We start from the raw sequence: 26394 nt of genomic DNA on the forward strand, positions 1-26394 counted from the left end.
TGTAACACTGTTACACCGGCGCCGATGAAGGGTAAAGAGCCCTGCAGCGACAGGAGTCGAGGAGCCGATGTCACGTAACGCGCTGAGCCGTGACCAGGTACTGGAGGCGGCAGCCGGCCTCGTGAAGCAGCACGGCCCCGACGCCCTCACGATGCGCAAGCTCGCCGCCGGGCTCGGCACGGCCGTCACGTCGATCTACTGGCATGTCGGCAACCGGGAGTCGCTGCTGGACGCGCTCGTGGAGCGGACGGTCCAGGAGATGGGGGCGATCCGGCCCACCGGGCGCACCCCGGCGGAGCGGATCGTCTCGGTCGCGCGCCGTCTGCGCCGCGAGCTGCGGGCACGGCCGCATCTGATCGCGATGGTCCATGAACGGGGTCTGACCGAGCGGATGTTCCTGCCCGCCCAGCGGGCGCTCGTCCATGAAGTGCATGCCGCCGGGCTGCGTGGTGCGCGTGCCGCCGAGGCCGTACGGGCCGTGCAGGTCCAGATCGTCGGCTTCGTCCTCGTCGAGCGGAACCGGGAGCGCGCGCCCGTGCAGTCACCGGGCGAGGAGGAGCTGTGGGGCAGCGCGAGCGCGGAGGACGACCCGGCCGAGCAGGACCCGGCGCTGGCACGTGCGCTCGCCCGCCCGGCCGACCCTGAGCGGCTGTTCGCCGTCTCCGTGCGGGCTCTGGTGGAGTCGCTGCTTTCCCAGGGGAATCGACAGGCGGGACAGGCGAATTAAATCGGTGGAACGCCGCGGAGGCCTCTCGTACAGTCGTTCCCAGCGGGGGCGGCTCCGCAAGCGTGCTTCCTTCTCTCTCTTTCTATGAATCCGTAGCGCGCTCACTCTCCGCCCTCGCTTCACACTTTCCGAGGTCCGGGGGGATCTGTTTGTCCGTGCTGTCGCCGTCGTCGCTCGCGCCCGTGCTGCTGCGCCGTCTCCGTACGGTCTACGTCACCCAGGCCGGGCCCCGCCCCGGTGACGCACCGACCGACGAAGGGCTCGTCGCCCTCGAAGCCGAACTGCTCGACCGCGGGTTCACCCCGACCGCGCAACTGCGCGATGCCCTCGCCTGGCTCGGCCCGGCGGGCCTCGGCGAGGCCGGCAAGGAGCTGCTGCGTCTGATCGACGCGGAGCTGGGCGCCGACCGCACGCACATGCCGCTCTTCCGGAGCTTCCCGGTGTCCGTGCCGGGGAACACGTACCAGCTGTACATCGACCGGGTGTTCACGCTGCTCCTGCAGTGGCCCGACCAGCCGTGCGTGCTGTGCGGCACGGTCGGCAGCGTGCATCCCGTCGCGCCGTGCGCGCACCTCGTGTGCCGGACCTGCTGGGACGGCGCCGACTACGCCGGCTGCCCGGTCTGCAACCGTCGCATCGACCGCACCGACCCCTTCTTCCGGCCCTCCCGGCCCGCCTCTCCCGATACGGCCGACGGCTATGCGGGCCCGCTGAAGCCGCTCACGCTCGGGATCGACGCCGGCGCCGACGCGGCCAGAGCCCTGGACAAGCTGCTGGCCCGCCGCACACCGCTGCCGCCGCGGGACCGTGACGACGTGAAGGTGCTGCTCGCGCACGCCCCTGCCGATCTCGACTGGTTGCCGGACGACATCCCCGTACGCGAGACCAAGTCGCTGGTCCTCGGGACGCTCCTGCTGGACCGGCGCACGCGCGAGGCCGTACGGCCGCTGCTGCCCGTGTATCTGACCACCGCGACCGATGTGCTGCGGCTGCTGAGCGTCTGGTCGGGCGGCGAGGCGGACCTGCTCGACGAGCGGCGGTTCCGCTCGCTTCCACGCGGGCTGCGGCGCGAACTGCTCGGCGTGCTCGACGCGCTGGAGGCGACGTCACTCGTCGAGGACGTACTGCGTCACTCGATGCGGTGGAAGCGGGCGGCGGAGATCCTTCATCCGTACGAGCGCCACGAACGCCACCCGAGGGCGGCGCTCGCCTTCGCGGTGGTGCGCGCCACCGACCTGTCCGCGGGACCGATGGGCGCCGCGCTGCTGCGTACGGCCGCCGGGCACCCTGCGGCGGTACGGATCGACGGCGCCCGGATCAAGCCGAACACCTGGACGGGACGGGTCGAACAGGCACTCGCCGGACGCGAACTGGACACAGCCGTCCGCCTGCTGGCACAGCGGCCGGGTGAGCTGCTGCGCCGGCTCGACCACGTCCTGCGTCTGCACGAGGGCGGGGAACCGTCGTCCGCGGTGATCACCGTCCTGGAGGAGGGGCTGGCCAAGGCCGGTCCCGGCCCGCTGCTGGCCGCTCTCGGACGGCTGAGGATCCGTCATATGTCCGGCGACCGCCGGGTGTTCTTCCCACGCGGCCAGGTGGCTCATTCGTACACGCTGGACGACACCCGCGCTCCGCTGCCGACGGCCACGGTCGAGCGGGTGTGCGAGCTGCTGGAGCGCGAGGTCGTGCGCCGGCTGTCGGGTGCGTCCCGGTTCGACGTGGCCGTCCTGGACGCGGACCTGGCCGGACTCGCTGTCCCGGCGGCCGAGAGCGCGGCGGTGAAGGCCCTGGTCTCCCTGCCGCGCGGCAGCACGCAGCCGCTGCCGCAGGGCGAGATCCTGCGGATGTTCCTGCACTGGACCGAGCCCGCGAAGACCGTGGTGGACCTCGACCTGTCGGTGGCGATGTTCGACGCCGAGTGGAAGTACGTCGGACTGTGCGACTACACGAGCCTCGTGTACGGGAAGCGGGTCGCCGTCCACTCCGGCGATCTGACGTCCGCTCCCGCGCCGGACGGTGCGACGGAGTACGTCGACCTGGACACGGCGGGGCTCGCCGCCGCGGGCGTGCGCTTCGCGATGCCCATCGTCTTCAGCTTCAACAATGTGCCGTTCGAGAAGCTCCTGGACGCTTTCGCCGGGTTCATGGCGCTTCCTTCGGCCCGCGAGAGCGATCGGGACGCCTCGTACGACCCGCGGACCGTGCGGCAGCGTTACGACCTGGTCGGGGACTCCCGGATCCATGTGCCGATGGTGGTCGACCTGGAGCGGCGCACGTTCCTGTGGACCGACGTGCATCTGCCGCCGGCCGAGGGCTACCACAGCGTGTACCGGCACAGCGCCGATCTGGGCCGGATCGGCAAGGACCTGTACCAGTACTTCACGGCGGGCCGCACGACCTTGTGGGATCTGGCGGTCTGGCACGCGGCCGCGCGCACGGACGAGGTTGCGGTCGTACACCGCGAGGAGCTGTGGCACTACCGGCGGCGCGAGGGTGAGCGGAGCACGGACTTCGCCGCCCGCGTGCGGGGGCTGACGGAGCCGCAGGGCCGGGGCAAGGCCGTCGACGCGGAGCAGGCCGCCGAGGGGCGGGAGGTGCTGCTCGCACTGGTGCAGGGCGACCTCGCGCCGTCGGGTGCGCGCGGGTCCGTATACCGCCTGCTGCCGGGGCCCGTTGACGGCTGCGGCCTGGAACAGCTGGCGGCGGGGGACCTCGTGGCGGCGCTCGGCCGAGCCGGTCGCGACCCGGGCCGTTCGACCCGGTCGCGAGCGGGCCGGGGCGGCCGTGTCAGTGGCGGCCCGTAAGCTCTGTGACCATGCTCGACGACCGTACGACAGCAGCAGCGTGGCCGGCCGCGTATCCCCAGGGGTACGCGGTCGTCGACGTGGAGACCACCGGACTCGCCCGCGACGACCGGATAGTGTCGGCTGCCGTCTATCGGCTGGACGCCCAGGGAAATGTCGAGGACCACTGGTACACGCTGGTGAATCCGGAGCGGGATCCGGGTCCGGTGTGGATCCATGGACTGACGAGCGAGGTGCTGGAGAGCGCACCGCTCTTCACCGATATCGCCCACGACTTCGCGCACCGGCTCGACGGCCGGGTCCTCGTCGCGCACAACGCGATCTTCGACTGGTCGATGATCGCCAGGGAGTACGCGCGGGCGGAGCGCGTCGCGCCCGTGCGGCAGCGGCTGTGCACGATCGCCCTCTCCAAGGAGCTCTCGCTCCCGCTGCCCAACCACAAGCTGGAGTCGCTGGCCGCCCACTTCGGTGTCGTCCAGCGGCGCGCGCACAACGCGCTGGACGACGCGCGTGTGCTGGCCGAGGCGTTCCGGCCCAGCCTGCACGCCGCCGCCGAGCGCGGAGTGCGGCTGCCCCTGCTGGAGTGCCGACCGCTGACCGAGTGGTCGTCCACGCCCACCACACCACGCATCGGCCACCAGGCGTCGGGGTCCTCGTACCGGCCGAACAGCTGGCGCCCGTCGCGCAGGCGTCCCGCGTGTCCGTATCCGAACCCTGGCCGCTACGAGCCGGACAAACCACTCAAGCAGGGCATGCGGGTGGCCTTTTCGGGCGACACGTCCATCGAGCGCGAGCTCCTGGAGGACCGCGCGATCGAGACCGGGCTCCATGTCGCGACGAGCGTCTCCCGGCTGACGAGCCTGCTCGTCACCAACGACCCCGACGCGGCGACCTCGAAGACGGTCAGGGCGAAGTCGTACGGGACGCCGATCGTCGACGAGGCGGCCTTCACACAGCTGCTGAGGGACGTGGCCGCGGCCGACGACTGAGTCCGGGCCGTCCCGGTGCTCCGCGACGGCCGGGACGCCGGCTCTCGGCTCCATACAGACCGGAGGGCGCCGCGCCGCCACGCGGCCGGATGCCGCCTCGCCGGCCGCACCAGCAGGGATCCGCTGCTGCGCCGGTCGGGTGCTGCCGCGCCGACCCGCCAGCGCGGATCTTGCTCCGGTGCCCCGTGCTCCGCAGCATGCGGCGCATGGCACGTTGCGAGGTCTGCGGAAACGACTACGGCATGTCGTTCGAGGTGCACGCGCAGGGCGCGGTGCACGTCTTCGACTGCTTCTCCTGCGCCATCCACCGGATGGCCCCCGTCTGCGAACACTGCCGGGTCCAGATCATCGGCCAGGGCGTCGAGGCCGACGGGCACTGGTACTGCGGCGCCCACTGCGCACGCTCCGAGGGAAAGGTGGGCATCATCGACAAGGTCTGATCCTCCCGCGCGGGTCCCGGACTCCCGGACTCCCCGAGGCTCCCCGGCCCCGGGACCCTCCCTCCGAGCACCCCATGGCCGAGTTGTACGGTCATGGGGTGTACCGCTTCCTGTTGTCCCGGCAGTGGGTGATCCTCACCCTCGTCAGCCTCGTCCTCATTCCCGCGATGGTCGAACTGGGCTTCTGGCAGTTGCACCGGCACCAGCACCGGGTCGCACAGAACGAGCTGATCTCGGACAACCTCACCGCCCGGCCCGTCCCGGTCGCCGAGCTGACCTCCCCCGGTCACACCGTCCCCCGCGCCGACTACTGGCGGCGGGTCACCGCGACCGGCACGTACGACACGGCCCACGAGGTCGTCGTACGCCGCCGCACCAATGCCGACGACCGGGTCGGCTTCCACGTACTGACCCCGCTGATCCTCACCGACGGCCGCGCAGTCCTCGTCAACCGCGGCTGGGTGCCCACCGCGGCCGACCAGGCGGCCTTCCCCGAGGTGCCGCCCGCGCCCGGGGGCGAAGTGACCGTCACCGGGAGGCTGATGGCCGATCAGACGACGAGCTCCAGCGGGATCAAGGACCTGTCCGGGCTGCCGCCCCGCCAGATCATGCTGATCAACAGCGAGCAGCAGGGGAAGAGTCTCGGCCGTGCGGTACTCGGCGGCTATCTGGAGCAGACCGCGCCGGAACCCGCCGGCGGCTCCCCCGAGCTGATCCCCGACCCCGACCACGACTCCATCGGTGCGCACATGGCGTACGCCGTGCAGTGGTGGCTGTTCGCGGCCGGTGTGCCCGTCGGCTGGGTGATCCTCGTACGCCGCGAGAAGCGCGACCGCGCGGCGGCCGCGGGCGAGCAGGATGCGGCCGAGTCGGTGACGGCGGCCGCGTAGGCAGCTCCGCGGGCGGCCGCCCGGTCGGCCGCGGTGCGGTCCCAAGCGTCCCCGGTCTGTCCCTGTCCTGGTGCGAGGCGGCAGGATGGGGCCCATGGATCTTGGACTGAAGGACCGTGTGTACGTCGTCACCGGAGCGACGCGGGGACTGGGCAACGCTTCGGCGCGGGCGCTGGCGGCGGAGGGCGCGAAGCTGGTCATCACCGGGCGGGAGGAGCAGTCCGTCGCGAAGGCCGCCGCCGAGCTGGGCCCGCAGACGGTCGGAGTCGCCGTGGACAACGCCGACCCGGCGGTCGCCGAGCAGTTGATCACAGCAGCGCGCGAGCACTTCGGCCGCCTCGACGGCGTCCTGGTCAGCGTCGGCGGCCCGCCTCCCGGCTTTGTCACGGACAACACGGACGAGCAGTGGCGGTCGGCGTTCGATTCGGTCTTCATGGGCGCGGTGCGGCTGGCGCGTGCTGCGGCGGAGGCGCTCGGCGACGGCGGGGTCATCGGCTTCGTGCTGTCCGGCTCGGTCCATGAGCCGATCCCGGGCCTGACCATCTCCAACGGTCTGCGCCCGGGCCTCGCGGGCTTCGCCAAGTCCCTCGCCGACGAACTGGGCCCGCGCGGCATTCGGGTCGTGGGGCTGCTCCCGGCCCGCATCGACACGGACCGCGTCCGCGAACTCGACGCCCTCTCCGGCGACGCGGACGCGGCCCGCGCGGTCAACGAGTCCCGCATTCCGCTGCGGCGCTACGGCACTCCGGCGGAGTTCGGCCGTACGGCGGCGTTCCTGCTGTCCCCTGCGGCGTCGTATCTGACGGGCGTGATGCTCCCGGTGGACGGCGGGGCTCGGCACGGCTTCTGAGCACGGTGGCGGCGCGGCGGCGCCGGGGTGGATTTCGGTGGGGTCGGCCGGGGCCGTTCAGGGCTGCTGAGGGCTGCCCCTATGCACGGAGCCGGTGACTGCTCGCGTCTGGTGTGTCGCGAGCGGCCACCGGCCGGTGAACGCCTGAGTGCTTACTCCTGGGGGTATATGTCCCCCGCGCCCATGGCGCTCTCCTGCTCGCTCTGCTCCTGCAACCTGCGGGCCTTGTCCTGGAGCCGCTGCCGCTCCTCCGGGTCGGTCGCCCGTTCCGCAGCCTGCTTCAATTCCTCTGCCTTCTGACGCATCTGCCGGACGCGCCCACCGGATTCACCTGCAACGCTCATGGTCACTCCTCGGACGTCGGAATGAGCGGGCTCCTCCAGCCAACCAGCGCCCCCGCGGGCCCGCATCCCGAGCGACCGTCCGGCCCGGCCCCGAGGTCGCCGCCTGCTGAGGGCTTTGCAACGGCCGCGCCCAGCCGGTCCGGCACCTGGGAACGGACACCCGGGCCGTGGGCGCCGGAACCGAAGGTGTGCGGGCTCGCCCCGGTGGGCCCTCCGGGGGCCGACGGGCGCGCCCCGTCACGTCACACGGCGTGCGCGGTGCTTCTCCGCACGGAGGCGGACCTCCGACGGGAGCGACGCGAGGCCCGCCGAGTCACGGGCATGGGTCAGCGCCTCCGTCGAGAGGCGGTGCAGGGTCTCGCCCGGGGACGCGTAGGGCTCCAGGAGCAGGCGGACCCGGGCCGTGGGCGCCGTGCGCCGGCCGTGGAGGGCGATCCGGGCACGGGCCACGCCGTCCAGGTGCTCCGCCTCGCCCGCAAGGACGGCCTCCAGCGCCCGGCCCCGAAGCAGCGCACCCTCGCCGTCGCCGCTTTCGACCAGGACCTCCGCGAGGCGCGAGCGGCGCAACTGCGCCACCAGCCACCACAGGGCGAGCAGCACGAGGACCGCGAGCGCCGCGATGACGACGGGCCACCACCAGCCCTCGGCCCGCCACCGCTGCCGCGCGCTCCCGCTCAGCAGGACGTCGTCGGGACCCGACCAGGGCCACCAGGACGGCACGCCCAGGCCGAGCCCGGCGGCGAGCACCCCTCCACCCACGGCCAGCAGCACCAGCCCGGCGAGGCCGAGCAGCACGCGGTTGACGACGCGGAGCATCCCGGTCACCCCTTCTTCGCAGGCCGCCGGACGACCACGGACAGCGCCGGCGGATGCGCCAGCCCGAGTTCCCGGATTCCCGCACCGAGTACCGCGTCCATGTCGGACCGCACGTCGTCGAGTTCACGGAAGTGGGACACCGCCCGTACCCCGACCCGGCGCCGCCCCATCCGTACGCGCACGGACTGCACCCCGGACACCTCCATCGCCCGGTCGCGCAGCACCAGCGCGGCGGCCTCCCGGTCCAGTCCGGCCCGTACGTCCGTGTCCGACGGGTCCCGCCGCATCGGCAGCAGTCCCCGCAGCCCGGGCGTCACCGCGAGCACGAGCAGCCACACCCCGAGCAGCACCGCGACGCCCGCGCCCACCAGCACCCAGGTGTTGTCGACGGGCCATCGCTCCAGCCGGTCGGCGATCCCCTGGCGCCAGGCCATGGCGGGCCGGTCGGCCCGGACGGCCGCGACGTCGTACAGGAGCATCCCCGCGACGGCGGCGACCACGGCCGCGAGCAGTCCGGCCGGGATCCGCCGCTTGGACCAGAAGCGTCCGCGGCGGTCGTCCTGGTCCACGGCGGCGGGCCGGTACGCGGCCGCGGAGGCCGACTGGTCCAGTTCCTTCTCCTGTTCCTCTTCCTTCACGGGTTCGGTCATCGGAGCCTCCCCTGGGCCGCCCGGCGCGTGTGGACGGAGTGCAGCCGCTCGACCTGTACGGCCACCTCGGGCACCTCCATCCCCGCCAACGCCTCTACCCGCTGCGCGACACGGCGACGCACGGCGCGGCACTGCTCGCCGATGTCGGTGGGGTATTCGAGTTCGAGGCTGATCCGCACGCGGGCGTGGTCATGGTGCACAGTGACCGTGGCGTGGGGAGCCTCACCGCCCTCCGGCACCTGTACGAGGGCCTCCCGCGCCGCCTGCGCGGCGATCTTGGCGACGACCCGGTCGGCGATCGTCGTCGCTCCCCGCTCCGCCGCCTCGATCTCCTTCGTCGCCACGGGCGGAGTCGACTCCGCGGCCACGCCGTGTCACCTCCGCCGGTCGCCGTGCTCGCGGCGCCGGAAGAAGTCACCCGGTTCGAGGTCGCCGTCCAGGAAGCGGCCGGCCACGAACCCGACCGCGCCGAGCGCGGCCACCAGGAGAAAGGCCCCGAAACCGCCGAAGTACCCGGCGAATCCGAGCGCCATGCCGGCCAACAGGCCGGCCACCGCCATGCTCATCGTGAGCCCCTCTCGTGAGCTCGCTCCCCTGCTGGAGCCACTGGATCCGCCACTGGGCTACTGGATCCGCGGTTCCGGCTCTTCTTCTTCCTCGTCCGGCAGCTTCACATCGCTGACCGCGATGTTGACCTCGACGACCTCGAGCCCGGTCATGCGCTCCACCGCGGCGACGACGTTCTCGCGCACGGCGCGGGCCACGTCCGAGATCGATACTCCGTAGTCGACGACGATCTCGAGATCGAGCGCCGTCTGGACCTCGCCGACCTCGGCCTTCACACCACGGGTGGCGCTGCTCGAACGACCGCCGCCACCGGGCACACGGTCACGCACGGCGCCGAACGTACGGGAGATTCCACTGCCCATGGCGTGGACGCCCAGCACGTCCCGGGCCGCGAGTCCGGCGATCTTCTCGACCACGCCGTCGGCAATGGTGGTGCGCCCCCGCGTGCCCGGATCTCCGCCGCCCCGCCGGACAGGGGACGGCTCCTTCTTGACATTGACGTCGGTCTCGGTCATCGCCATTCGTCCCTTTCCGGGCGGTGGTCAACTCCTGACTCCGATGACCACACTAAGTGTGCTTGCCCGGTCTCGCGCCGGGGATGCGGCAGGCTGGGGCAATGACGAGGCGGGAGCCATGACGGGGCGCAGGCGATGACAGGGCTCGGGCGATGACGACGGCCGGCGGATGGGCCGCGACGGTGCGGGCCCGGATGGGGCTGGGCAGGCTCCTCCCGCTCGGCGGAGCAGGAGACGGGGCCTGGCTGACGGAGCGCGCAGCGGAAGGGGTCCTGCGTGCGGCGGCGGCACGGGAGGTGCGCGGCGCCGTGCTCGGCCGGCTGCGGATCGGGCTCGTCGGGACGGAGACGACCGCGGAACCGGCAGTTCCGCCGCCACCGGCCGCCCTGCCGCCGGGCCCGCTGCGTATCGAAGCGGAATTCGAGGCGGCCCCCGACGAACCGATCCCGGCCCTGGCCCAGCGGCTCCGCGCGGCCCTTCACGCCGCGTCCGCGGAGCGGCTGGACCTCGCGGTCACGGAGATCGACCTGCGGGTGACGGCACTGCTGGACGCCGTGGCGGAGCCGGAGCCGGTGAATCCGCCGGCCGGAGTACCCGCGGTGACCCCGCAGGACGAGGTGGGCACCACGGCGGCCGCCGTGCCGGGCGTCGCCCACCTCACGGGCACGCTGGGCGTACCGGTCCGTATCGAGGAGGCCTCCGTACGCGTCGAATGCGCGACGTCACCCGGCCACCGCCCGCTGGCGGTGGCACTGGCCGTCCGGGAGGCGGTCATTCCGGTGCTTCCGTCACCCGTGCCCGTGGCGGTCCTGATCACGGATGTACCGACCGGGCCCTGAGGACGCTGCGGCGTGCGCCCCCGCGGCAAGGCGCACGCCCCGCCGCGCGGGCGGGGCCGGGCGCGGGCGAGGCGCGCCGTCAGTCCGCGAGGCCCGCGAGGTCCCGCAGGCGCCGGGCCTGGGCGGCCCGCTCGGCCGTCCGCTGCTCCTCGTACGTGCGCTCCTGCGCACCGCGCAGCAGCGCCTTGGTCTCGATCACCGCGTCCCGCGGCGCGGCAAGCAGCGCGGCCGCCAAGTCGCGTACGGACGCGTCGAGTTCCACGGCAGGCACGACGAGGTTGGCGAGGCCGATCCGCTCCGCCTCATCGGCCTGGACGAAGCGCCCGGTGGCGCAGATCTCGAGCGCCCGGGCGTAGCCGACGAGGGAGACGAGCGGGTGGGTTCCGGTGAGGTCCGGAACCAGACCGAGGCTGGTCTCGCGCATGGCGAACTGCACGTCCTGCGCGACGATCCGCAGATCGCAGGCGAGGGCGAGCTGGAACCCGGCACCGATCGCATGGCCCTGGACCGCCGCGATCGACACGACGTCGTTGCGGCGCCACCAGGTGAACGCCTCCTGGTACTCGGCGATGACCGCGTCCAGCTCCTCGTCCGAGCCGCGCGCGAGGTCGAGGAACGACGGCTCGCCGTCGAAGCCCTCGGGCGTGAACGCCTGCCGGTCGAGCCCCGCGGAGAAGGACTTGCCCTCACCGCGCAGCACGACCACCCGCACGTTACCCGGCAGTGACCGCCCGGCCTCGGCCAACGCCCGCCAGAGAGCGGGGGATTGGGCGTTGCGCTTGTCCGGGTTGGTGAGGGTCACCGTGGCCACCGCGTCTTCGACGGTGAGCCGTACGCCGTCCTTGTCGAGCACAGAGTCCAGCGAGTCGAGCGAAGTCATGAGGTGCCTCCGGTTCCGGGCGGTGCAGTCGGTGCAGCGACAATTAAGTGACTGCACAGTAACCACCCGGCCGACCACACGGTCGACCGGGTGGCCGGCACCGGATCCGGCCGGTCGGCCTCAGACGCCGCTCTCGACAGTTGCCACTCCCGGCCGTCAGGCCGAGGCGGCCTTCTTGCCGCGCGTCGCTCCGCCGCGTCCCCGCAGCGTGACTCCGGACTCGCTGAGCATCCGGTGGACGAATCCGTAGGAGCGGCCGGTCTCTTCGGCCAGCGCCCGGATGCTTGCACCGGAGTCGTACTTCTTCTTCAGGTCTGCCGCGAGCTTGTCGCGCGCGGCGCCGGTCACCCGGCTGCCCTTCTTCAGAGTCTCGGCCACCCGTGCCTCCTCATGGGAAGTGCGCTCTGGACTCTCATGATCACCCCTCGAGGGCTCCATGGCCACCCATTCGACAAGGTCCGTACGACAAGCTTTGGCGGCCGCAAGGGCGCCACTCCAACCGGAATTCAGGATTCCGATGTGGGCTGCCAAGAAATTTCGACGTCCCACCGGGTGAAATTCCAGGTCAGGGCCGGTGTGCTGCGGACGGGGCCGTTCCGGGTGCCGGCCGCCCATGGAGGACCGTTTCGGCAGATCGCCACGCCGAGGTACGAGACACACTCACTCAGATGAAGGATCACTCATGAGCCGAATGATCCATACGAAGTGGATCAGGCCCGCCCGTTCGGAGCAGGGCCGGCCGCGGGGTGGCGACACGAGGCCCGCCCGGTCACGGGCGGGTCGGCGTCGACCGGTCCGCGGCCGCCCGGTCAACGCGCCGCGTCCGGGCGGCGGGCGGTCCGGGTCAGGCGAGCGCGACGAGGTCCGCGTAGTCGGCGCCCCACAGGTCCTCGACGCCGTCCGGCAGCAGGATGATCCGCTCGGGCTGCAGCGCCTCGACCGCGCCCTCGTCGTGCGTGACCAGCACGACCGCGCCCTTGTACGTGCGCAGCGCGCTCAGGATCTCCTCGCGGCTGGCCGGGTCGAGGTTGTTGGTCGGCTCGTCGAGGAGCAGCACGTTCGCCGACGAGACCACCAGCGTGGCCAGGGCGAGCCGGGTCTTCTCACCGCCGGAGAGGACCCCGGCCGGCTTGTCGACGTCGTCGCCGGAGAACAGGAAGGAGCCCAGTACCTTGCGGACCTCGACCAGGTCGAGGTCGGGCGCGGCGGAGCGCATGTTCTCCAGGACCGTGCGGTCAGGGTCGAGCGTCTCGTGCTCCTGGGCGTAGTAGCCGAGCTTCAGGCCGTGGCCCTCGACGACCTGGCCGGTGTCCGGCGTCTCCGCACCGCCGAGGAGCCGCAGCAGCGTGGTCTTGCCGGCGCCGTTCAGGCCGAGGATGACGACGCGGGAGCCCTTGTCGATCGCGAGATCGACGTCGGTGAAGATCTCGAGGGAGCCGTACGACTTGGACAGCCCCTCGGCCATCAGCGGGGTCCTGCCGCACGGCGCGGGCTCGGGGAAGCGGAGCTTGGCGACCTTGTCGGAGACCCGCACCTCGTCCAGCCCGGCGAGCAGCCGCTCGGCGCGGCGCGCCATGTTCTGCGCGGCGACGGTCTTGGTCGCCTTGGCACGCATCTTGTCCGCCTGCGCGTTGAGCGCGGCGGCCTTCTTCTCGGCATTCTGGCGCTCGCGCTTGCGGCGCTTCTCGTCGGCCTCGCGCTGCTGCTGGTAGAGCTTCCAGCCCATGTTGTAGACGTCGATCGTCGAGCGGTTGGCGTCGAGGTAGAAGACCTTGTTGACGACGGTCTCGACGAGGTCGACATCGTGGGAGATGACGATGAAGCCGCCGCGGTACGTCCTCAGGTAGTCGCGCAGCCACACGATCGAGTCGGCGTCGAGGTGGTTCGTCGGCTCGTCCAGGAGCAGCGTGTCGGCGTCCGAGAAGAGGATCCGGGCGAGTTCGACACGGCGGCGCTGGCCACCGGAGAGGGTGTGGAGCGGCTGGCCCAGAACGCGGTCGGGCAGGTTGAGCGCGGCGGCGATGGTGGCCGCCTCGGCCTCGGCGGCGTACCCGCCCTTCGTCAGGAACTCGGTCTCCTGGCGCTCGTACTGCTTCAGGGCCTTCTCGCGCGTCGCGCCCGTCCCCGTGGCGATGCGCTGCTCGTTGTCGCGCATCTTGCGGATCAGCACGTCGAGGCCGCGGGCGGAGAGGACGCGGTCGCGGGCGAGGATGTCGAGGTCGCCCGTGCGCGGGTCCTGCGGGAGGTAGCCGACCTCGCCGGAGCGGGCGATCTGGCCGGCGGCGGGAACGCCTTCGCCCGCGAGGCATTTGGTGAGGGTGGTCTTGCCCGCTCCGTTGCGGCCGACGAGGCCGATGCGGTCGCCCTTGGCGATGCGGAAGTTGGCGGACTCGATGAGGATGCGGGCGCCGGCACGCAGCTCGATGCCGGAAGCGGTGATCACGGTAAGACTCCAGAACGGGACGGACGGCGGAAGGACGACGGGGCGTGCGGCAGCTTCGACGCCGTCTAATCCACGAGGAGAATTGCCATACGGGTCAGTCTACCGGGCGCATGCAACCGGTCTTCTGTGGTTCTCCCCACGGTGGAGTGGCCTCCGCGGCAATGAAAGAAGCATGACAAAACAGGCGGAACGCTCGGCGCTGATCGATACTCGGGGAATGCAGTTCGACGACAACGCCGACCTGGACACGTCGGAGGTCCAGGATGTGCGCGGTCGGCGCATCCCCGGCGGGAAGGCCACAGTCGGCGGCGGGATCGTCGGCTTCATCGCGCTGATCCTGGGCCTGCTCTTCGGGGTCGGCCCCGACCAGCTCGGGCTCACGGAGGGCGGAACGCAACCGGACGTGAGCGCCTCGTCGGCTGCGGAGGTGGGCCAGACCTGCCGCAAGGGCGCGGACGCGAACATCCGGGAGGACTGCCGGACCGTCGCGGTGGTCAACAGCGTGCAGGACTTCTGGCGGTCGGAGTACACGAGGCGCGGAGGGCGCTACACGGATGCACCGACCGTTCTCTTCACGGGCCGGGTCGGCACGGCCTGCGGCTCGGCGACCTCGGCGGTCGGGCCGTTCTACTGCCCGGCGGACCGCAAGGTCTATCTGGACCTCGACTTCTTCCACGATCTGCGGACCAGGTTCGGGGCGTCCGGCGGCCCCTTCGCCCAGGCGTACGTCGTCGCGCACGAGTACGGCCACCACATCCAGAACCAGATGGGCACGCTGGCCCGGGCGCAGGACCGGCAGGCCGGCCCGGCCAGCAATGCGGTGCGCGTGGAGCTGCAGGCCGACTGCTACGCGGGAGTGTGGGCGCGCCACGCCACGACCACCCCGGACGAGAAGACCGGCAGGCCGCTGCTGACCCGGCTGACGGATGCGGACATCCGGGACGGCCTGAACGCGGCCGCCGCGGTGGGTGACGACCGGATCCAGCAGAAGATCCAGGGCCGGGTGACCCCCGAGTCCTGGACGCACGGTTCGGCCGCGCAGCGCCAGGAGTGGTTCTACCAGGGCTTCCGCACAGGCGACATGGCCCAGTGCAACACCTTCCGGTGACCGGCTCCCGCTCGGGTGCCGGGCATTGTCAGTACCCCCTGCCAGACTGAGAGTCAGATCACATTCCTGTCGTCGAGCGAGGAGTTAGGGGTGATCGAGATGGCGGAGGGACCGAGCATCTGTCCGACGCTGTTGTATGTGGACGCCAAGGCCGCGATCAAGCAGCTCACCGAGGCCTTCGGCTTCGCGGAGAGCGCCGTGTACGAGGGCGAGGACGGCAAGGTCGTCCACGCCGAGCTGTCGTACGGGAACGGAATGGTGATGCTCGGCAGCAGGGGCACGGGGAGCCAGTTCGACAAACTGATGGAGGGCGCCGGCCCGGCCGGGGTCTTCGTCCATGTCGACGACGTGGACGCACACCACAGCAGGGCCGTGGAGCACGGTGCGGAGGTCGTGATGCCGCCCACCGACCAGGACTACGGCTCCCGGGACTACACGACACGCGATCTCGAGGGCAATCTCTGGAGCTTCGGGACGTACCGGCCGGGGGCGGTGGAGAGCTAGGGGGCATCCCTCCGGATCCGGAGGACCGGCCCGCACTCCGTCCCTGCCCGACCGGCCTACACGCCTCCCGTGTGGACCTGGAAGGCAGCCCGGCGGACGGCTTTGGCGAGGGCGGGGTCGGGGTGGGCTGCCGCGAGGGCGACCAGGACCTGCACGGTGCGCGGGTGACCGACGGCCCTTACCTCGTCCAGCAGTGCGGGGACGGTGCCCTGGACGGCCGAGTCGAGGTGGCGGACGAGCAGCGCGGTGTCGCCGTGGTCGGCGACGGCGGCCGCGGTGTCGACCCAGAGCCAGGTCGCCTCCTCGCGGGTGAGCACGTCCGCGGTGTCCTCGGGGTCCGCTCCCTCGTACTCGGCGAGCCAGAGCAGGGCGTACGGCCGCAGGGAGGACTCTTCGGCCGCGGCGCGCACTCCGGCCTCGGCGGGGGCGCCGACGACCCGGAGCGCCTCGAAGGCGAGGCCGCGGAGCAGGGCGTCCTCCCCACGGGCGGCGGCGAGGAGTTCGCTGACGGCGCTGGAGACCGTACGGGCGGCGAGCCAGGCTCGGTACTCGTCACGGGCGGGCCCGGGGGTGAGCCCGGCGCAGGCGCGGAGCATGTCCTCGGCGGAGTGCTCGATATGGCCTGCGGGGCTCTGGGCGGCGACACAGATCTGTTCGAGTTTGACCCAGACCGCCCAGTTCCCGAGCGGGGTGAGGGTGGCCTGGCCGGGGCCGAGCGTGAGCGCGCCCACGGCGGCGAGGCCCTCCAGTGCCCAGTCGAGCAGAGCGGAGAGGGGCACGTCGGAGCGGACCGTCCCGGGCACGGTCTTGGCGGGGTCGGGCTGGGCCCCGTAGGGCACTTCGCAGCGCTCCTCGCGGAGTTCCACGACGCGCTGCTGCAGCAGGTCGAGCAGGGCCGGTACGAGCACGGGGCCGGCGGAGAGCTGAAGCAGGGAGAGCACTTGGGGGACGGCTTCGACGACCTCGGCGACCGCCGCGGGGGCGACGTCGGCGGGCGCGGGGTGGACGAGGGACCAGGCGTCGAAGAGCGCGACCCAGCCCCTCAGCACGGCGGTGTCGTCGCGGTCCCAGGCATTCAGCCGCCAGCCGGGGCGCGCGGTGGCGCCGTGGAGCTCGACGAGTCCGGCGAGCCGGGCGCGGTCCCAGCCGGCGCTCACCTGGTCCGGCGTCAACTCCAGCGCGTCCGCGGCCCGTTCCAGCGCGGCCGGGCCGACGGCGGCGTCGCGCACAGCCGCCGCCCAGCGGGCGACACGGACCGCGTCGGCGAGGACCTCGCGCGCCTGGCGGGCCAGTTCCGCGGCGGGCGGGGTGCCCTCGGGCGGGCGCGGAGCGGGGCGCGTACGCCGGTTCGACACGGCGCGGCGGGCCGTGACGGTGGGACGAGGGCGGACAAGACGGAGTCTGGAGTCGCGCAGGTTACGGGACGTCACGGGGGCAGTCTTCCCGTTGACGGCCCGAAAGCCCAAACGGAATCTGTGATCGCGCGGAACGGGCTTGCCGCGGGGCGGCTCCGGAGTCGCTCCGCCGCTGCTCGGAAGGTGCCGCGGGGCTGCGGGAATGGTTGCTAGACAAGGGGGGTGAGGAAGCGGCGGAGGGCCTCCTCGTAGCGGGCCGGGTCCACGTTCCACATGGCGCCGTGCGGAGCGTCGGGCACGGTCTGGAGGCTGACCAGGTCCGGGCGGCGGGCCGCGAGCTCCCGGGAAGGGCCCCAGGGCGCGAGTCTGTCGTCGGGGCCGTGGAAGATCTGCGTGGGGACGCGCAGGGCGTCCGGGTCGGCGGCCTCGCGCAGCCGGTCGCCGTGCAGCCCGGTGCGGCCCTGGGCCGCGCGCACGGCGAGCGGCAGCAGGAAGGACGGGGTGCGCCGGGCGGTGGCGAGAGCGCGCAGGGTGGCCTGCCAGTCGAGCACCGGGGAGTCGAGGACGAGCCCGGCGATGCGGTCGCGGTAGGAGGAGTTGGCGGCGGCGTGCAAAGCCATCGCGGCGCCGGTGGACCAGCCGTGCACGATCACGCGCTCGGCGCCGTTGCGCACGGCGTACCGGACGGCGGCGTCGAGGTCGCGCCACTCGGAGTCGCCGAGGTGGCCGAGGCCGTCCGGGGAGTCTGGCGCGCCGGGGTCGCCGCGGTAGGCGACGGCCAGCACGGGCAGCTGCCGGCCGACGAGGAAGGGCACGAGGTTCAGGGCGTGCTGCCGCGTGGCCCCCAGGCCGTGCACGGCGATGACCCAGGTGCTGCGGGGGCCGCGGACGAACCAGGCGGGCAGCGAGCCCAGTTCACCGGGAATGTCCACGTCCTCGTGGTCGATGCCGAGGGCGCTGCTCGGGGTGCCGCTGTGCACCTGCGGGGTGAGCCGCACCTTGGTGCCGATGTCGAGGCTGCCGTGCCCGACGCTCTCCAGCCGGCGCACGACGGTGTCCGCGGCGTGCGGTACGTCCTCGAGGACGGGACCGACGACCGCGTGCACATCCGTGCCGGTGAGTCCGTACGTACCGGGCCGAAGCGAGACGAGGCTGCGGGTGAGGGTGATACGGCCCGGCCCCGTGGCGTGGACGGTGAGCCGGGGCTCACCTGGCAAGGGCCGTCCGGGCGTCACCTTGAGTGCGGCGTCGCTGGCGTAACGGCCGGCCGCGAACGTGGCCGCACCGAGACCTATGAGGGTGGTGACGGCCGCTGCCGTCGCTGTAACCGGGCGCACTGCTCCAGTGTCGGTACGTCACCGCAGTGCTGCCACTGGACAGGGCACGACGGGTGACGCTCCCGTGCGATCAGCGTGGTCCGCGCACTCGGCGGGAGCGGGGTGCACAGCGCCGCCGGAGACGCGGCGCGGCCGGAGACGCGGCGCGGGGCCAGGCGGCCGGAGGGAGCCGCGTACGCGGCGCTGTCAGCGGGACTGGCCGTAGGTCCGGAGCTTGTCGCGCACCTCGTCGAGCTGGGCGGGCGAGAGCAGGGACGGCTCCCGGCCGGGGACGGAGCTCGCGGTGAGCCAGACCCGGCACATCCACTCCAGCTGGGCCGTCCGGTCGTATGCCTGGTCGAGCGAGGCTCCGTACGTGACGGTCCCGTGGTTCCGGAGGAGACAGCCCGTGCGGTCCGTGAGGGCCCGGAGCATGTTCGAGGCCAGCTCGTCCGTCCCGTAGAGGGCGTACGGGGCGACACGGACGGGGCCGCCGAGGGCCGCAGCCATGTAGTGGATCAGCGGCAGCTCGGTGACCAGGGTGGAGACGGCGGTGGCGTGCACGGCATGGGTGTGCACGACGGCCGTCGCGTCCGTGGCGCGGTAGATCTCCAGATGCAGCGGCAGCTCGCTGGTGGGGGTGAGCTCGCCGAGCAGCTGCCGCCCGTCGAGGCCGACGGCGACGGGGGCATGCGCGCCGAGCCGGTCGTAGGGCACTCCGCTCGGGGTGACCAGGACCAGCTCGCCGTCGTCCGTGGAGACCCGTACGGAGACATTGCCCGAGGTCCCGACGACGAGTCCGTCCACCGCGGTTCTGAGGGCGGTGGCCACGAGGTCCGCCCAGGCGTGCCCGACCACGTCCTGCCGCTGGTCCTGCCGCTGCTCGCGTCGCTGGTCGTTCCGCTGGTCCCGCCCCGGTGCCTGTCCCTGCTGCCTGGTCATGCGGTGATCCTTTCAGGGCATGCGACGCGAGCAGCGGCAGGAGCCCTCCGAGCGGCCGGGAGTGACCAGGATCTCCTCGGCGGATCGGCGGCCCGGCTGCTCGCCCGCGAAACGCTGCAATGGACCGGTTTCTTCCACTCCTTCCCTTTGCAGGCGGAGTGGGCACATCCCCTTGGGACACCGCACCGCCCGCCTCAGTTCACCTTCCGTTCATCCAGGTTGCCTACGGTCGGCGAGCCACTGACATCCAAAAGAAGCCTGGGTAAATGGAAAACATCACGCTTCTGCTCGGGATCGTGATCGTCACCGCTCTCGTGTTCGATTTCACGAACGGTTTCCACGACACAGCCAACGCGATGGCGACGACCATCTCGACAGGCGCGCTCAAGCCCAAGACGGCGGTGGCCATGTCCGCCGTGCTGAATCTTGTCGGCGCATTCCTGTCCGTTGAGGTCGCCAAGACGATCTCCGGCGGGATCATCAACGAAGAAGGCATACGCACCGAAGTGATCTTCGCGGCGCTCGTCGGCGCCATTCTGTGGAACCTCTTCACCTGGCTGCTGGGCCTGCCGTCCAGCTCCTCGCACGCACTCTTCGGCGGTCTCATCGGCGCCGCCGTGATGTCCGCCGGTTTCTCCGCCGTCAACGGCGGGACCATCGTCACCAAGGTCCTGATCCCGGCCGTCGCCGCGCCGCTCGTGGCGGGCCTCGCGGCGCTCTTCGCGACGAAGCTGACGTACAGGATCGGCGCCAAGGCCGACGACAAGGCCACGTCCAAGGGCTTCCGCGCCGGCCAGATCGCCTCGGCCGGACTCGTCTCCCTCGCCCACGGCACCAACGACGCGCAGAAGACCATGGGTGTCATCACCCTGGCCCTGGTCACCGGCGGCGTCCTCGCCCCCGGCTCGAACCCCCCGATGTGGGTCATCGTTTCCGCCGGTGTGGCGATCGCCCTCGGTACGTACCTGGGCGGCTGGCGCATCATCCGCACCATGGGCAAGGGCCTGACCGATCTCCAGCCGCAGCAGGGCTTCGCCGCCCAGACCAGCGCCGCGACGGTGATCCTGGCCTCCTCGCACCTCGGCTTCTCGCTCTCCACCACCCAGTCCTGCTCCGGCGCCGTGATGGGCGCGGGCCTCGGCCGCAAGGGCGGCGTGGTCCGCTGGTCCACCGCCACCCGGATGTTCGTCGCCTGGGGTCTGACACTGCCGGCCGCCGCGGCCGTGGGCGCCGCCGCCGAGTTCCTGGCCGGCCAGGGCGCCTGGGGCATCGCCGCCGTCGCGCTGCTGCTGATCGCGGGCTCGGGTGTGATCTGGTCGCTCTCGCGCCGCAAGCCGGTCGACCACACCAATGTCACCGACGACGAGACCGGCGCGAACGGCACCGAGGCCGGGGCCGGTTCGCTGGACGGTCTCAAGGTCACCATCCCCGCGCCGGCCGCTCCCGCGGCCGGCGGTGAGCCCGCCCCCGCACCCGCCGCCACGGTGTAAGGAAGTAACGAACAGCATGAAGATCGACTGGGCAGCTCTCGGCTCCGTCTTCGGCGTGAGCCTCGTCGTCACCGTCGCCCTGGTGGGCCTGTTCACCCTGGGCATCGTGGGCCTCGCCAAGCAGCAAGCCGCCTCCGCGCAGGGTGGTTCGGGCGGTTCCGCGGCCCTCGCCCGCACGGGCGCCTACGCCTGCTTCGCGCTGTGCGCCGGGGCCGTGGCGTACGGGATCCATCTGATCGTCGTCTGACAGCCGGCGCATTCTCGTCACAGGGGCCGGACACACCTTCGAGTGCGTCCGGCCCCTGTCGTACGTCGGACTCGCGGCAGGACACCGCTGTGGGACTGCGCACACTGTCCCGCCGCAGGTCAAGGGCGAGTTGACGGGTGTTCGCGGCCGTGGTGGACTTCCGGAGCCATTTACGGCGGCAGCAGAGGAAGCCGGTGCGAATCCGGCGCGGTCCCGCCACTGTCACGGGTGCACTCCACTCCCGGAGCCAGGAACTCTCACCGCCGGTCACGTCGAGCCAGGGCGCGGACCCTGAGTGAGGACGAACATGCGTGCAGAGCGGACCTTTGCATGCGGTGCAGCTGCCGGACTCGCCGGCGACCTGCTCTTCGGCGATCCGCGCCGAGGACATCCGGTCGCCGCGTTCGGCCGGGCCGCCGCTGCCGTCGAACGGGTGCTGTGGCGCGACCACCGCGGCTGGGGCGCCGTGCACACCGTCGTGTGCGCCGGGGGCGCGATCGCGGCGGGTGCGCTGGCCGCTGCTTCCGTGCGCCGTTCCCGTACGGCGTCCATCGCGCTGACCGCCGCGGCCACCTGGGCCGTCGTCGGCGGTACGTCGCTGGGGCGGGAGGCCCGGGCGATCGGCGGGGCGCTGGCGGCCGGCGACATCGAGGTCGCCCGGGAGCGGCTGCCGCATCTGTGCGGGCGCGACCCTCAAGCGCTGGACGGCCCAGGGATCGCCCGCGCGGTCGTCGAGTCCGTCGCCGAGAACACCTCCGACGCCGTCGTCGGCGCACTCGTGTGGGGTGCGCTCGGCGGAGTTCCCGGGCTGGTGGGCTTCCGTGCCGTGAACACGCTGGACGCGATGGTGGGTCACAAGTCGCCACGCCACCGCCGGTACGGCTGGGCCTCGGCGCGGCTCGACGACGCCGCCGGCTGGCCTGGCGCCCGCCTCACCGCCGCACTCGCGGTGCTCGCCGGCGGCGACCCCCGCGGTGCCGTACGGGCCTGGCGCGCCGACGCCGCGAAGCACCCGAGCCCCAACGCGGGCCCGGTGGAGGCGTCGTTCGCGGGGGCGCTCGGCGTACGGCTCGGCGGCACGCTGTCGTACGCCGGACGGGTCGAGCACCGCCCCGTGCTCAACAGCGGCGGCCGGGCCGTCGAGGTCACGGACATCGAGCGTGCGGTGCGGCTGTCGAGGCGCGTGGGGCTGCTGGCACTCGTGGCGTGCGCGGGCGCGCGGGCGGCCGCCGGGGCCCTGAAGGGGATGAAGGGGAGGCGTGCATGAGCGGGCGCGGACTGCTGGTCGCCGGAACCACGTCGGACGCCGGCAAGAGCGTCGTCACGGCCGGGATCTGCCGGTGGCTGGTGCGCCAGGGCGTGAAGGTCGCGCCTTTCAAGGGACAGAACATGTCCCTCAACTCCTTTGTGACCCGCGAGGGTGCGGAGATCGGCCGGGCGCAGGCCATGCAGGCGCAGGCGGCGCGCGTGGAGCCGTCGGCGCTGATGAACCCGGTGCTGCTGAAACCCGGCAGCGACCGCTCCAGCCAGGTCGTCCTGATGGGCAGGCCGGTGGGCGAACTGAGCGCGCGCGGCTACCACGGGGGCAGGCAGCAGGCACTCTTCGAGCCGGTCATGGAGTGCCTGGAGAAGTTGCGGAGCACGTACGACGCCGTCATCTGCGAGGGCGCGGGCAGCCCCGCCGAGATCAACCTGCGCCGCACCGACATCGTCAACATGGGCATCGCACGGGCCGCGCGTTTCCCGGTGCTGGTGGTCGGGGACATCGACCGGGGCGGGGTCTTCGCGCAGTTCTTCGGTACGACGGCGCTGCTCGCCCGGGAGGACCAGGAGCTGATCGCGGGCTACCTCGTCAACAAGTTCCGGGGCGATGTGACGCTGCTGGAACCGGGGTTGGACATGCTGCACGGGCTGACCGGCCGGCGGACGTACGGCGTCCTGCCGTACGCGCACGGCCTCGGCATCGACGAGGAGGACGGGCTGCGCGTGTCCCTGCGGGGCGCGGTCAGGGAGTCCGTGGTCGCCCCGCCGGCCGGTGAGGACGTGCTGCGGGTCGCGGTGTGCGCGGTGCCTCTGATGTCCAACTTCACCGACGTGGACGCGCTGGCTGCCGAACCCGGCGTGGTCGTGCGCTTCGTGGACCGCGCCGAGGAGTTGGTGGACGCCGACCTGGTGGTCGTGCCCGGAACGCGCGGTACCGTCCGCGCGCTGGAGTGGCTGCGCGAGCGGGGCATCGCCGACGCGCTGGTGCGCCGTGCGGTGGACGGCCGCCCCGTGCTCGGCATCTGCGGCGGCTTCCAGCTGCTCGGCGAACACATCGACGACGAGGTCGAGTCGCGTGCCGGCTCCGTGGCGGGGCTCGGACTGCTGCCGGTGCGGGTGCGGTTCGCACGCGAGAAGACCCTCGCCCGGCCGGTCGGTCAGGCGCTGGGCGAACGGGTCGACGGGTACGAGATCCACCACGGCGTCGCCGAAGTGCTGGACGGTGAACCCTTCCTCGACGGGTGCAGGGTCGGGGCGGTGTGGGGGACGCACTGGCACGGGTCGCTGGAGAGCGACGGCTTCCGGCGGGCGTTCCTGCGGGTCGTCGCTGCGGCGGCGGGACGACGCTTCGTCCCGGCACCGGACACGAGCTTCGGGGAGCTGCGCGAGGAGCAACTGGACCGGCTGGGCGATCTGATCGCGGAACACGCGGACACGGACGCGCTCCTGCGCCTGATCGAGGGCGGTGCGCCCGCGGACCTCCCCTTCATCGCGCCGGGCGCGCCGTGAGGCGCGGGACGGGCGCGACGCGAGTGCGCGGGACGCTCCCGGACGCCTGCGACGGGCTCATCTCCCCGCCCCGCCCGTTCCGCCCGACCGGATCCGAAGGAGCCCGTCCGGCCCTCGATGAGCGGGGTCGCGGGGGCGCAGGCCCCGTGTACGTGCAAGGCAATCGCCCTCGGCAGGGCAACGGCGAGCCGCGCAGTCGGCGCGGCTTCAGCGAAGGAGTGATCGGGCGATGACCTCCCCCTATCCGTTCACCGCGATCGTCGGGATGGACGACCTGCGGCTGGCCCTGCTGCTCAACGCGGTGAGTCCGGCGGTCGGCGGTGTGCTCGTGCGCGGTGAGAAGGGCACGGCCAAGTCGACTGCCGTACGGGCACTCGCGGCGCTCATGCCGGATGTGGACGTGGTCGCCGGGTGCCGGTTCTCGTGTGCGCCGGGGGCGCCCGATCCCGGGTGTCCGGACGGGCCGCACGAGGCTGCGCCCGGTACGGCGCGGCCGGCGCGGATGGTCGAGCTGCCCGTCGGGGCCTCGGAGGACCGGCTGGTCGGAGCGCTCGACATCGAACGGGCGCTCGCGGAGGGCGTAAAGGCGTTCGAGCCCGGCCTGCTCGCGGACGCGCACCGGGGCATCCTGTACGTCGACGAGGTCAACCTGCTCCACGACCACCTGGTGGATCTCCTGCTGGACGCCGCTGCCATGGGTGCGTCGTACGTGGAGCGCGAGGGCGTGTCCGTACGGCATGCCGCCCGCTTCCTGCTCGTCGGGACGATGAATCCCGAAGAGGGCGAACTGCGGCCGCAGTTGCTGGACCGGTTCGGACTGACGGTCGAGGTGGCCGCGTCGCGGGAGCCGGAGCAGCGGGTCGAGGTCGTGCGGCGGCGGCTGGCGTACGACGACGACGCGGACGGCTTCGCGGCGCGCTGGGCGGACGAGGAGTCGTCGCTGCGCGAACGGATCGCCGCGGCCCGGGCGCTGCTGCCCCAGGTGGAGCTGGGTGACGCGGCGCTGCGGCAGATCGCGGCGACGTGCGCGGCGTTCGAGGTGGACGGCATGCGGGCCGACATCGTGATGGCCAGGGCCGCCACGGCGCTTGCCGCGTGGGCGGGGCGTACGAACGTGCTGGAGGAGGATGTACGGCAGTCCGCGCTGCTGGCACTCCCCCACCGGCGGCGGCGGAACCCGTTCGACGCGCCGGGCCTCGACGAGGACAGGCTCGACCAGACGCTGGAGCAGTTCGGCGCGGACGACGAGCCGGACCCCGACCACGACCCGGACCCGGACCCGGGTCCGGGTCCGGGTCCGGGTCCCGACGGCCCGGACGGCGGGCCCGGCGGCGGTCCGGACGGCGATGGCGGCATTCCGCCGCAGGGCCAGGGTCCCGACGCGGATGCGGCGTCGCCCACCGGACCGCCGGAGTCGCAGCCCGCCCGGGCCCCCGGCGCGGGCGAGCAGTCCGCCGTACGGTCCGCCGAGCCGTTCCGAACGAAGATGCTGAGCGTCCCCGGGCTCGGCGAGGGCGCGGCCGGGCGCCGCTCCCGCGCCCGTACCGAACACGGCAGGACGACCGGCGCCCGGCGGCCCCGAGGCGCGCTCACCAAACTCCACCTGGCGGCGACGGTGCAGGCCGCGGCCCCGCACCAGCGGGTGCGCGGGCGGGCGGGCGCGGGCCTCGTGCTCCGGCGCGACGACCTGCGCCAGGCCACGCGCGAGGGCCGCGAGGGCAATCTCGTGCTGTTCGTCGTGGACGCGTCCGGGTCGATGGCGGCCCGGCAGCGGATGGGCGCGGTCAAGGGCGCGGTGCTGTCGCTGCTGCTGGACGCGTACCAGCGCCGCGACAAGGTCGGCCTCGTCACCTTCCGCGGTGCGGCCGCCGAGGTGGCGCTGCCGCCGACGTCGTCCGTGGACGCGGCCGCCACGCGCCTGGAACAGCTGCCGACCGGCGGGCGTACGCCGCTGTCCGCCGGCCTGCTCAAGGCGCACGACGTGCTGCGTGTGGAGCGGCTGCGCGATCCGTCGCGCCGGCCGCTGCTCGTGGTCGTGACGGACGGCCGGGCGACCGGTGGCCCGGACCCGGTGGCACTGGCCGGGCGGGCCGCGCGGCTGCACGCCGCCGACGGCACCGCCTCGGTGGTCGTCGACTGCGAGACCGGTCCGGTCCGGCTCGGTCTCGCCGGACGGCTCGCCGCCGACCTGAGCGGCACCGCCATCACCTTGGACGAACTGCGCGCGGACAGCATCGCCGGGCTGGTCAGGGACGTACAGGCAACGACAACGAGGAGGGCCGCGTAGTGCCGCAGGGACAGCCGAGCGTCGTACCGGACGACGGACTCACCACCCGCCAGCGCCGCAATCGCCCGCTGGTGATGGTGCACACGGGCGTCGGCAAGGGGAAGTCGACCGCAGCCTTCGGGATGGCGCTGCGCGCCTGGAACCAGGGCTGGCCGGTCGGGGTGTTCCAGTTCGTCAAGTCGGCGAAGTGGAAGGTCGGCGAGGAGAACGCGCTGAAGGTCCTCGGGGCCTCCGGCGAGGGCGGCGCCGTGGACTGGCACAAGATGGGCGAGGGCTGGTCCTGGATCCAGCGGGCCCCCGCGGACGGAGCGCTGTCCAACGAGGAGAAGGCGCGCGAGGGCTGGGAGCAGGTCAAGCGCGACCTCGCCGCCGAGACGTACGGATTCTATGTGCTCGACGAGTTCGCGTATCCGCTCCACTGGGGGTGGGTGGACACGGACGAGGTGATCCAGGTGCTGCGCGACCGCCCCGGCACCCAGCATGTCGTCATCACGGGCCGCAACGCCCCGCAGGCGCTGATCGACTTCGCCGATCTCGTCACCGACATGTCCAAGGTCAAGCACCCGATGGACGCGGGGCAGAAGGGCCAGCGGGGCATCGAATGGTAGACGGCGAATGG

General features: G+C 72.5%; 27 protein-coding genes and 1 riboswitch. Of the genes, 15 read left to right on the forward strand and 12 right to left on the reverse strand.

Annotated features, from left to right (window positions below; genetic code table 11):
* Nucleotides 1-67: 67 nt before the first annotated feature.
* The 6 genes from ABT078_RS08330 (at nucleotide 68) to ABT078_RS08355 (ending at nucleotide 6700) form a co-directional block, all read left to right on the forward strand.
* A complete protein-coding gene (locus ABT078_RS08330; RefSeq protein ID WP_351225180.1) occupies nucleotides 68-727 on the forward strand; it encodes a TetR/AcrR family transcriptional regulator in 660 nt (219 codons plus the stop codon).
* 158 nt (nucleotides 728-885) lie between these two features.
* A complete protein-coding gene (locus ABT078_RS08335) occupies nucleotides 886-3531 on the forward strand; it encodes an MXAN_6230/SCO0854 family RING domain-containing protein (RefSeq protein ID WP_351225588.1) in 2646 nt (881 codons plus the stop codon).
* 5 nt (nucleotides 3532-3536) lie between these two features.
* Nucleotides 3537-4520, forward strand: a complete 984-nt coding sequence (locus ABT078_RS08340) for a DEDDh family exonuclease (RefSeq protein WP_351225182.1) — start codon at nucleotides 3537-3539, stop codon at nucleotides 4518-4520.
* A gap of 206 nt (nucleotides 4521-4726) precedes the next feature.
* On the forward strand, nucleotides 4727-4960 hold the full coding sequence (locus ABT078_RS08345) for a metallothionein (protein ID WP_351225184.1): 234 nt from the start codon (nucleotides 4727-4729) through the stop codon (nucleotides 4958-4960).
* 98 nt (nucleotides 4961-5058) lie between these two features.
* Complete coding sequence (locus tag ABT078_RS08350) at nucleotides 5059-5850, forward strand: SURF1 family cytochrome oxidase biogenesis protein (protein WP_351225590.1); 792 nt, start codon at nucleotides 5059-5061, stop codon at nucleotides 5848-5850.
* Between the two features lie 94 nt (nucleotides 5851-5944).
* Nucleotides 5945-6700 (forward strand): SDR family oxidoreductase, encoded by a 756-nt coding sequence (locus tag ABT078_RS08355; protein WP_351225186.1) that lies wholly within the window; start codon nucleotides 5945-5947, stop codon nucleotides 6698-6700.
* 152 nt (nucleotides 6701-6852) lie between these two features.
* On the opposite strand, the gene ABT078_RS08360 is transcribed toward ABT078_RS08355, so the two are convergent.
* From ABT078_RS08360 to ABT078_RS08385, 6 genes are all read right to left on the reverse strand, one after another.
* Nucleotides 6853-7044: a DUF6381 family protein gene (locus ABT078_RS08360; protein ID WP_351225188.1), complete on the reverse strand. Its 192-nt coding sequence runs from the start codon at nucleotides 7042-7044 to the stop codon at nucleotides 6853-6855.
* Between the two features lie 237 nt (nucleotides 7045-7281).
* Nucleotides 7282-7860 (reverse strand): alkaline shock response membrane anchor protein AmaP, encoded by a 579-nt coding sequence (gene amaP / locus ABT078_RS08365; protein WP_351225592.1) that lies wholly within the window; start codon nucleotides 7858-7860, stop codon nucleotides 7282-7284.
* A 5-nt stretch (nucleotides 7861-7865) separates the two neighbouring features.
* A complete protein-coding gene (locus ABT078_RS08370; RefSeq protein ID WP_351225190.1) occupies nucleotides 7866-8510 on the reverse strand; it encodes a DUF6286 domain-containing protein in 645 nt (214 codons plus the stop codon).
* Complete coding sequence (locus tag ABT078_RS08375) at nucleotides 8507-8878, reverse strand: Asp23/Gls24 family envelope stress response protein (protein WP_351225192.1); 372 nt, start codon at nucleotides 8876-8878, stop codon at nucleotides 8507-8509. Before ABT078_RS08375 ends, ABT078_RS08370 begins: the two co-directional genes overlap by 4 nt.
* Nucleotides 8879-8884: 6 nt before the next feature.
* Entirely contained in the window at nucleotides 8885-9076 is a 192-nt protein-coding gene (locus ABT078_RS08380; protein ID WP_351225194.1) for a hypothetical protein, read from the reverse strand.
* Between the two features lie 57 nt (nucleotides 9077-9133).
* Entirely contained in the window at nucleotides 9134-9598 is a 465-nt protein-coding gene (locus ABT078_RS08385) for an Asp23/Gls24 family envelope stress response protein (protein WP_351225195.1), read from the reverse strand.
* Nucleotides 9599-9744: 146 nt separating this feature from the next.
* Here ABT078_RS08385 and ABT078_RS08390 point away from each other — a divergent pair, with 146 nt between their 5' ends.
* Nucleotides 9745-10431: a hypothetical protein gene (locus ABT078_RS08390; protein WP_351225197.1), complete on the forward strand. Its 687-nt coding sequence runs from the start codon at nucleotides 9745-9747 to the stop codon at nucleotides 10429-10431.
* A gap of 79 nt (nucleotides 10432-10510) precedes the next feature.
* On the opposite strand, the gene ABT078_RS08395 is transcribed toward ABT078_RS08390, so the two are convergent.
* The 3 genes from ABT078_RS08395 to ABT078_RS08405 form a co-directional block, all read right to left on the reverse strand.
* Complete coding sequence (locus ABT078_RS08395; RefSeq protein ID WP_351225199.1) at nucleotides 10511-11311, reverse strand: enoyl-CoA hydratase/isomerase family protein; 801 nt, start codon at nucleotides 11309-11311, stop codon at nucleotides 10511-10513.
* Between the two features lie 156 nt (nucleotides 11312-11467).
* The gene (locus ABT078_RS08400) at nucleotides 11468-11689 is read right to left on the reverse strand and encodes a helix-turn-helix domain-containing protein (RefSeq protein ID WP_006123601.1); all 222 of its coding nucleotides are present in this window, start codon (nucleotides 11687-11689) and stop codon (nucleotides 11468-11470) included.
* A 466-nt stretch (nucleotides 11690-12155) separates the two neighbouring features.
* On the reverse strand, nucleotides 12156-13754 hold the full coding sequence (locus tag ABT078_RS08405; RefSeq protein ID WP_351225201.1) for an ABC-F family ATP-binding cassette domain-containing protein: 1599 nt from the start codon (nucleotides 13752-13754) through the stop codon (nucleotides 12156-12158).
* A gap of 217 nt (nucleotides 13755-13971) precedes the next feature.
* Between ABT078_RS08405 and ypfJ the strand changes: the two genes are divergently transcribed.
* Both ypfJ and ABT078_RS08415 read left to right on the forward strand, forming a co-directional pair.
* Nucleotides 13972-14862 carry a KPN_02809 family neutral zinc metallopeptidase gene (gene ypfJ / locus ABT078_RS08410; RefSeq protein ID WP_351225594.1) on the forward strand — a complete coding sequence of 297 codons (891 nt, stop codon included), beginning with the start codon at nucleotides 13972-13974 and terminating at the stop codon, nucleotides 14860-14862.
* Nucleotides 14863-14961: 99 nt separating this feature from the next.
* Nucleotides 14962-15366: a VOC family protein gene (locus ABT078_RS08415; protein WP_351225596.1), complete on the forward strand. Its 405-nt coding sequence runs from the start codon at nucleotides 14962-14964 to the stop codon at nucleotides 15364-15366.
* 56 nt (nucleotides 15367-15422) lie between these two features.
* On the opposite strand, the gene ABT078_RS08420 is transcribed toward ABT078_RS08415, so the two are convergent.
* The 3 genes from ABT078_RS08420 to ABT078_RS08430 form a co-directional block, all read right to left on the reverse strand.
* Nucleotides 15423-16796: a hypothetical protein gene (locus ABT078_RS08420; protein ID WP_351225203.1), complete on the reverse strand. Its 1374-nt coding sequence runs from the start codon at nucleotides 16794-16796 to the stop codon at nucleotides 15423-15425.
* Between the two features lie 134 nt (nucleotides 16797-16930).
* On the reverse strand, nucleotides 16931-18058 hold the full coding sequence (locus ABT078_RS08425; RefSeq protein ID WP_351225205.1) for an alpha/beta hydrolase: 1128 nt from the start codon (nucleotides 18056-18058) through the stop codon (nucleotides 16931-16933).
* A 186-nt stretch (nucleotides 18059-18244) separates the two neighbouring features.
* Entirely contained in the window at nucleotides 18245-18979 is a 735-nt protein-coding gene (locus tag ABT078_RS08430) for a class II aldolase/adducin family protein (protein WP_351225207.1), read from the reverse strand.
* Nucleotides 18980-19245: 266 nt separating this feature from the next.
* On the opposite strand from ABT078_RS08430, the gene ABT078_RS08435 reads away from it, so the two are divergent.
* From ABT078_RS08435 to cobO, 6 genes are all read left to right on the forward strand, one after another.
* The gene (locus tag ABT078_RS08435) at nucleotides 19246-20469 is read left to right on the forward strand and encodes an inorganic phosphate transporter (RefSeq protein ID WP_351225209.1); all 1224 of its coding nucleotides are present in this window, start codon (nucleotides 19246-19248) and stop codon (nucleotides 20467-20469) included.
* A 16-nt stretch (nucleotides 20470-20485) separates the two neighbouring features.
* Nucleotides 20486-20716, forward strand: a complete 231-nt coding sequence (locus ABT078_RS08440; RefSeq protein ID WP_351225211.1) for a hypothetical protein — start codon at nucleotides 20486-20488, stop codon at nucleotides 20714-20716.
* A gap of 136 nt (nucleotides 20717-20852) precedes the next feature.
* A riboswitch (cobalamin riboswitch) is annotated at nucleotides 20853-20992 on the forward strand.
* A 31-nt stretch (nucleotides 20993-21023) separates the two neighbouring features.
* Nucleotides 21024-21983 carry a cobalamin biosynthesis protein gene (locus ABT078_RS08445; RefSeq protein ID WP_351225213.1) on the forward strand — a complete coding sequence of 320 codons (960 nt, stop codon included), beginning with the start codon at nucleotides 21024-21026 and terminating at the stop codon, nucleotides 21981-21983.
* Nucleotides 21980-23488 carry a cobyric acid synthase gene (locus ABT078_RS08450; RefSeq protein WP_351225215.1) on the forward strand — a complete coding sequence of 503 codons (1509 nt, stop codon included), beginning with the start codon at nucleotides 21980-21982 and terminating at the stop codon, nucleotides 23486-23488. The genes ABT078_RS08445 and ABT078_RS08450 overlap by 4 nt, the downstream gene beginning before the upstream one ends.
* 229 nt (nucleotides 23489-23717) lie before the next feature.
* Nucleotides 23718-25775, forward strand: coding sequence for a putative cobaltochelatase (locus ABT078_RS08455; protein WP_351225217.1), 2058 nt, complete (start codon nucleotides 23718-23720; stop codon nucleotides 25773-25775).
* A complete protein-coding gene (gene cobO, locus ABT078_RS08460) occupies nucleotides 25775-26383 on the forward strand; it encodes a cob(I)yrinic acid a,c-diamide adenosyltransferase (RefSeq protein WP_351225219.1) in 609 nt (202 codons plus the stop codon). Before ABT078_RS08455 ends, cobO begins: the two co-directional genes overlap by 1 nt.
* Nucleotides 26384-26394 lie beyond the last annotated feature (11 nt).

Origin of the sequence: Streptomyces sp. NPDC002133, from assembly GCF_040296405.1 — a bacterium.
Classification (GTDB): Bacteria; Actinomycetota; Actinomycetes; order Streptomycetales; family Streptomycetaceae; genus Streptomyces.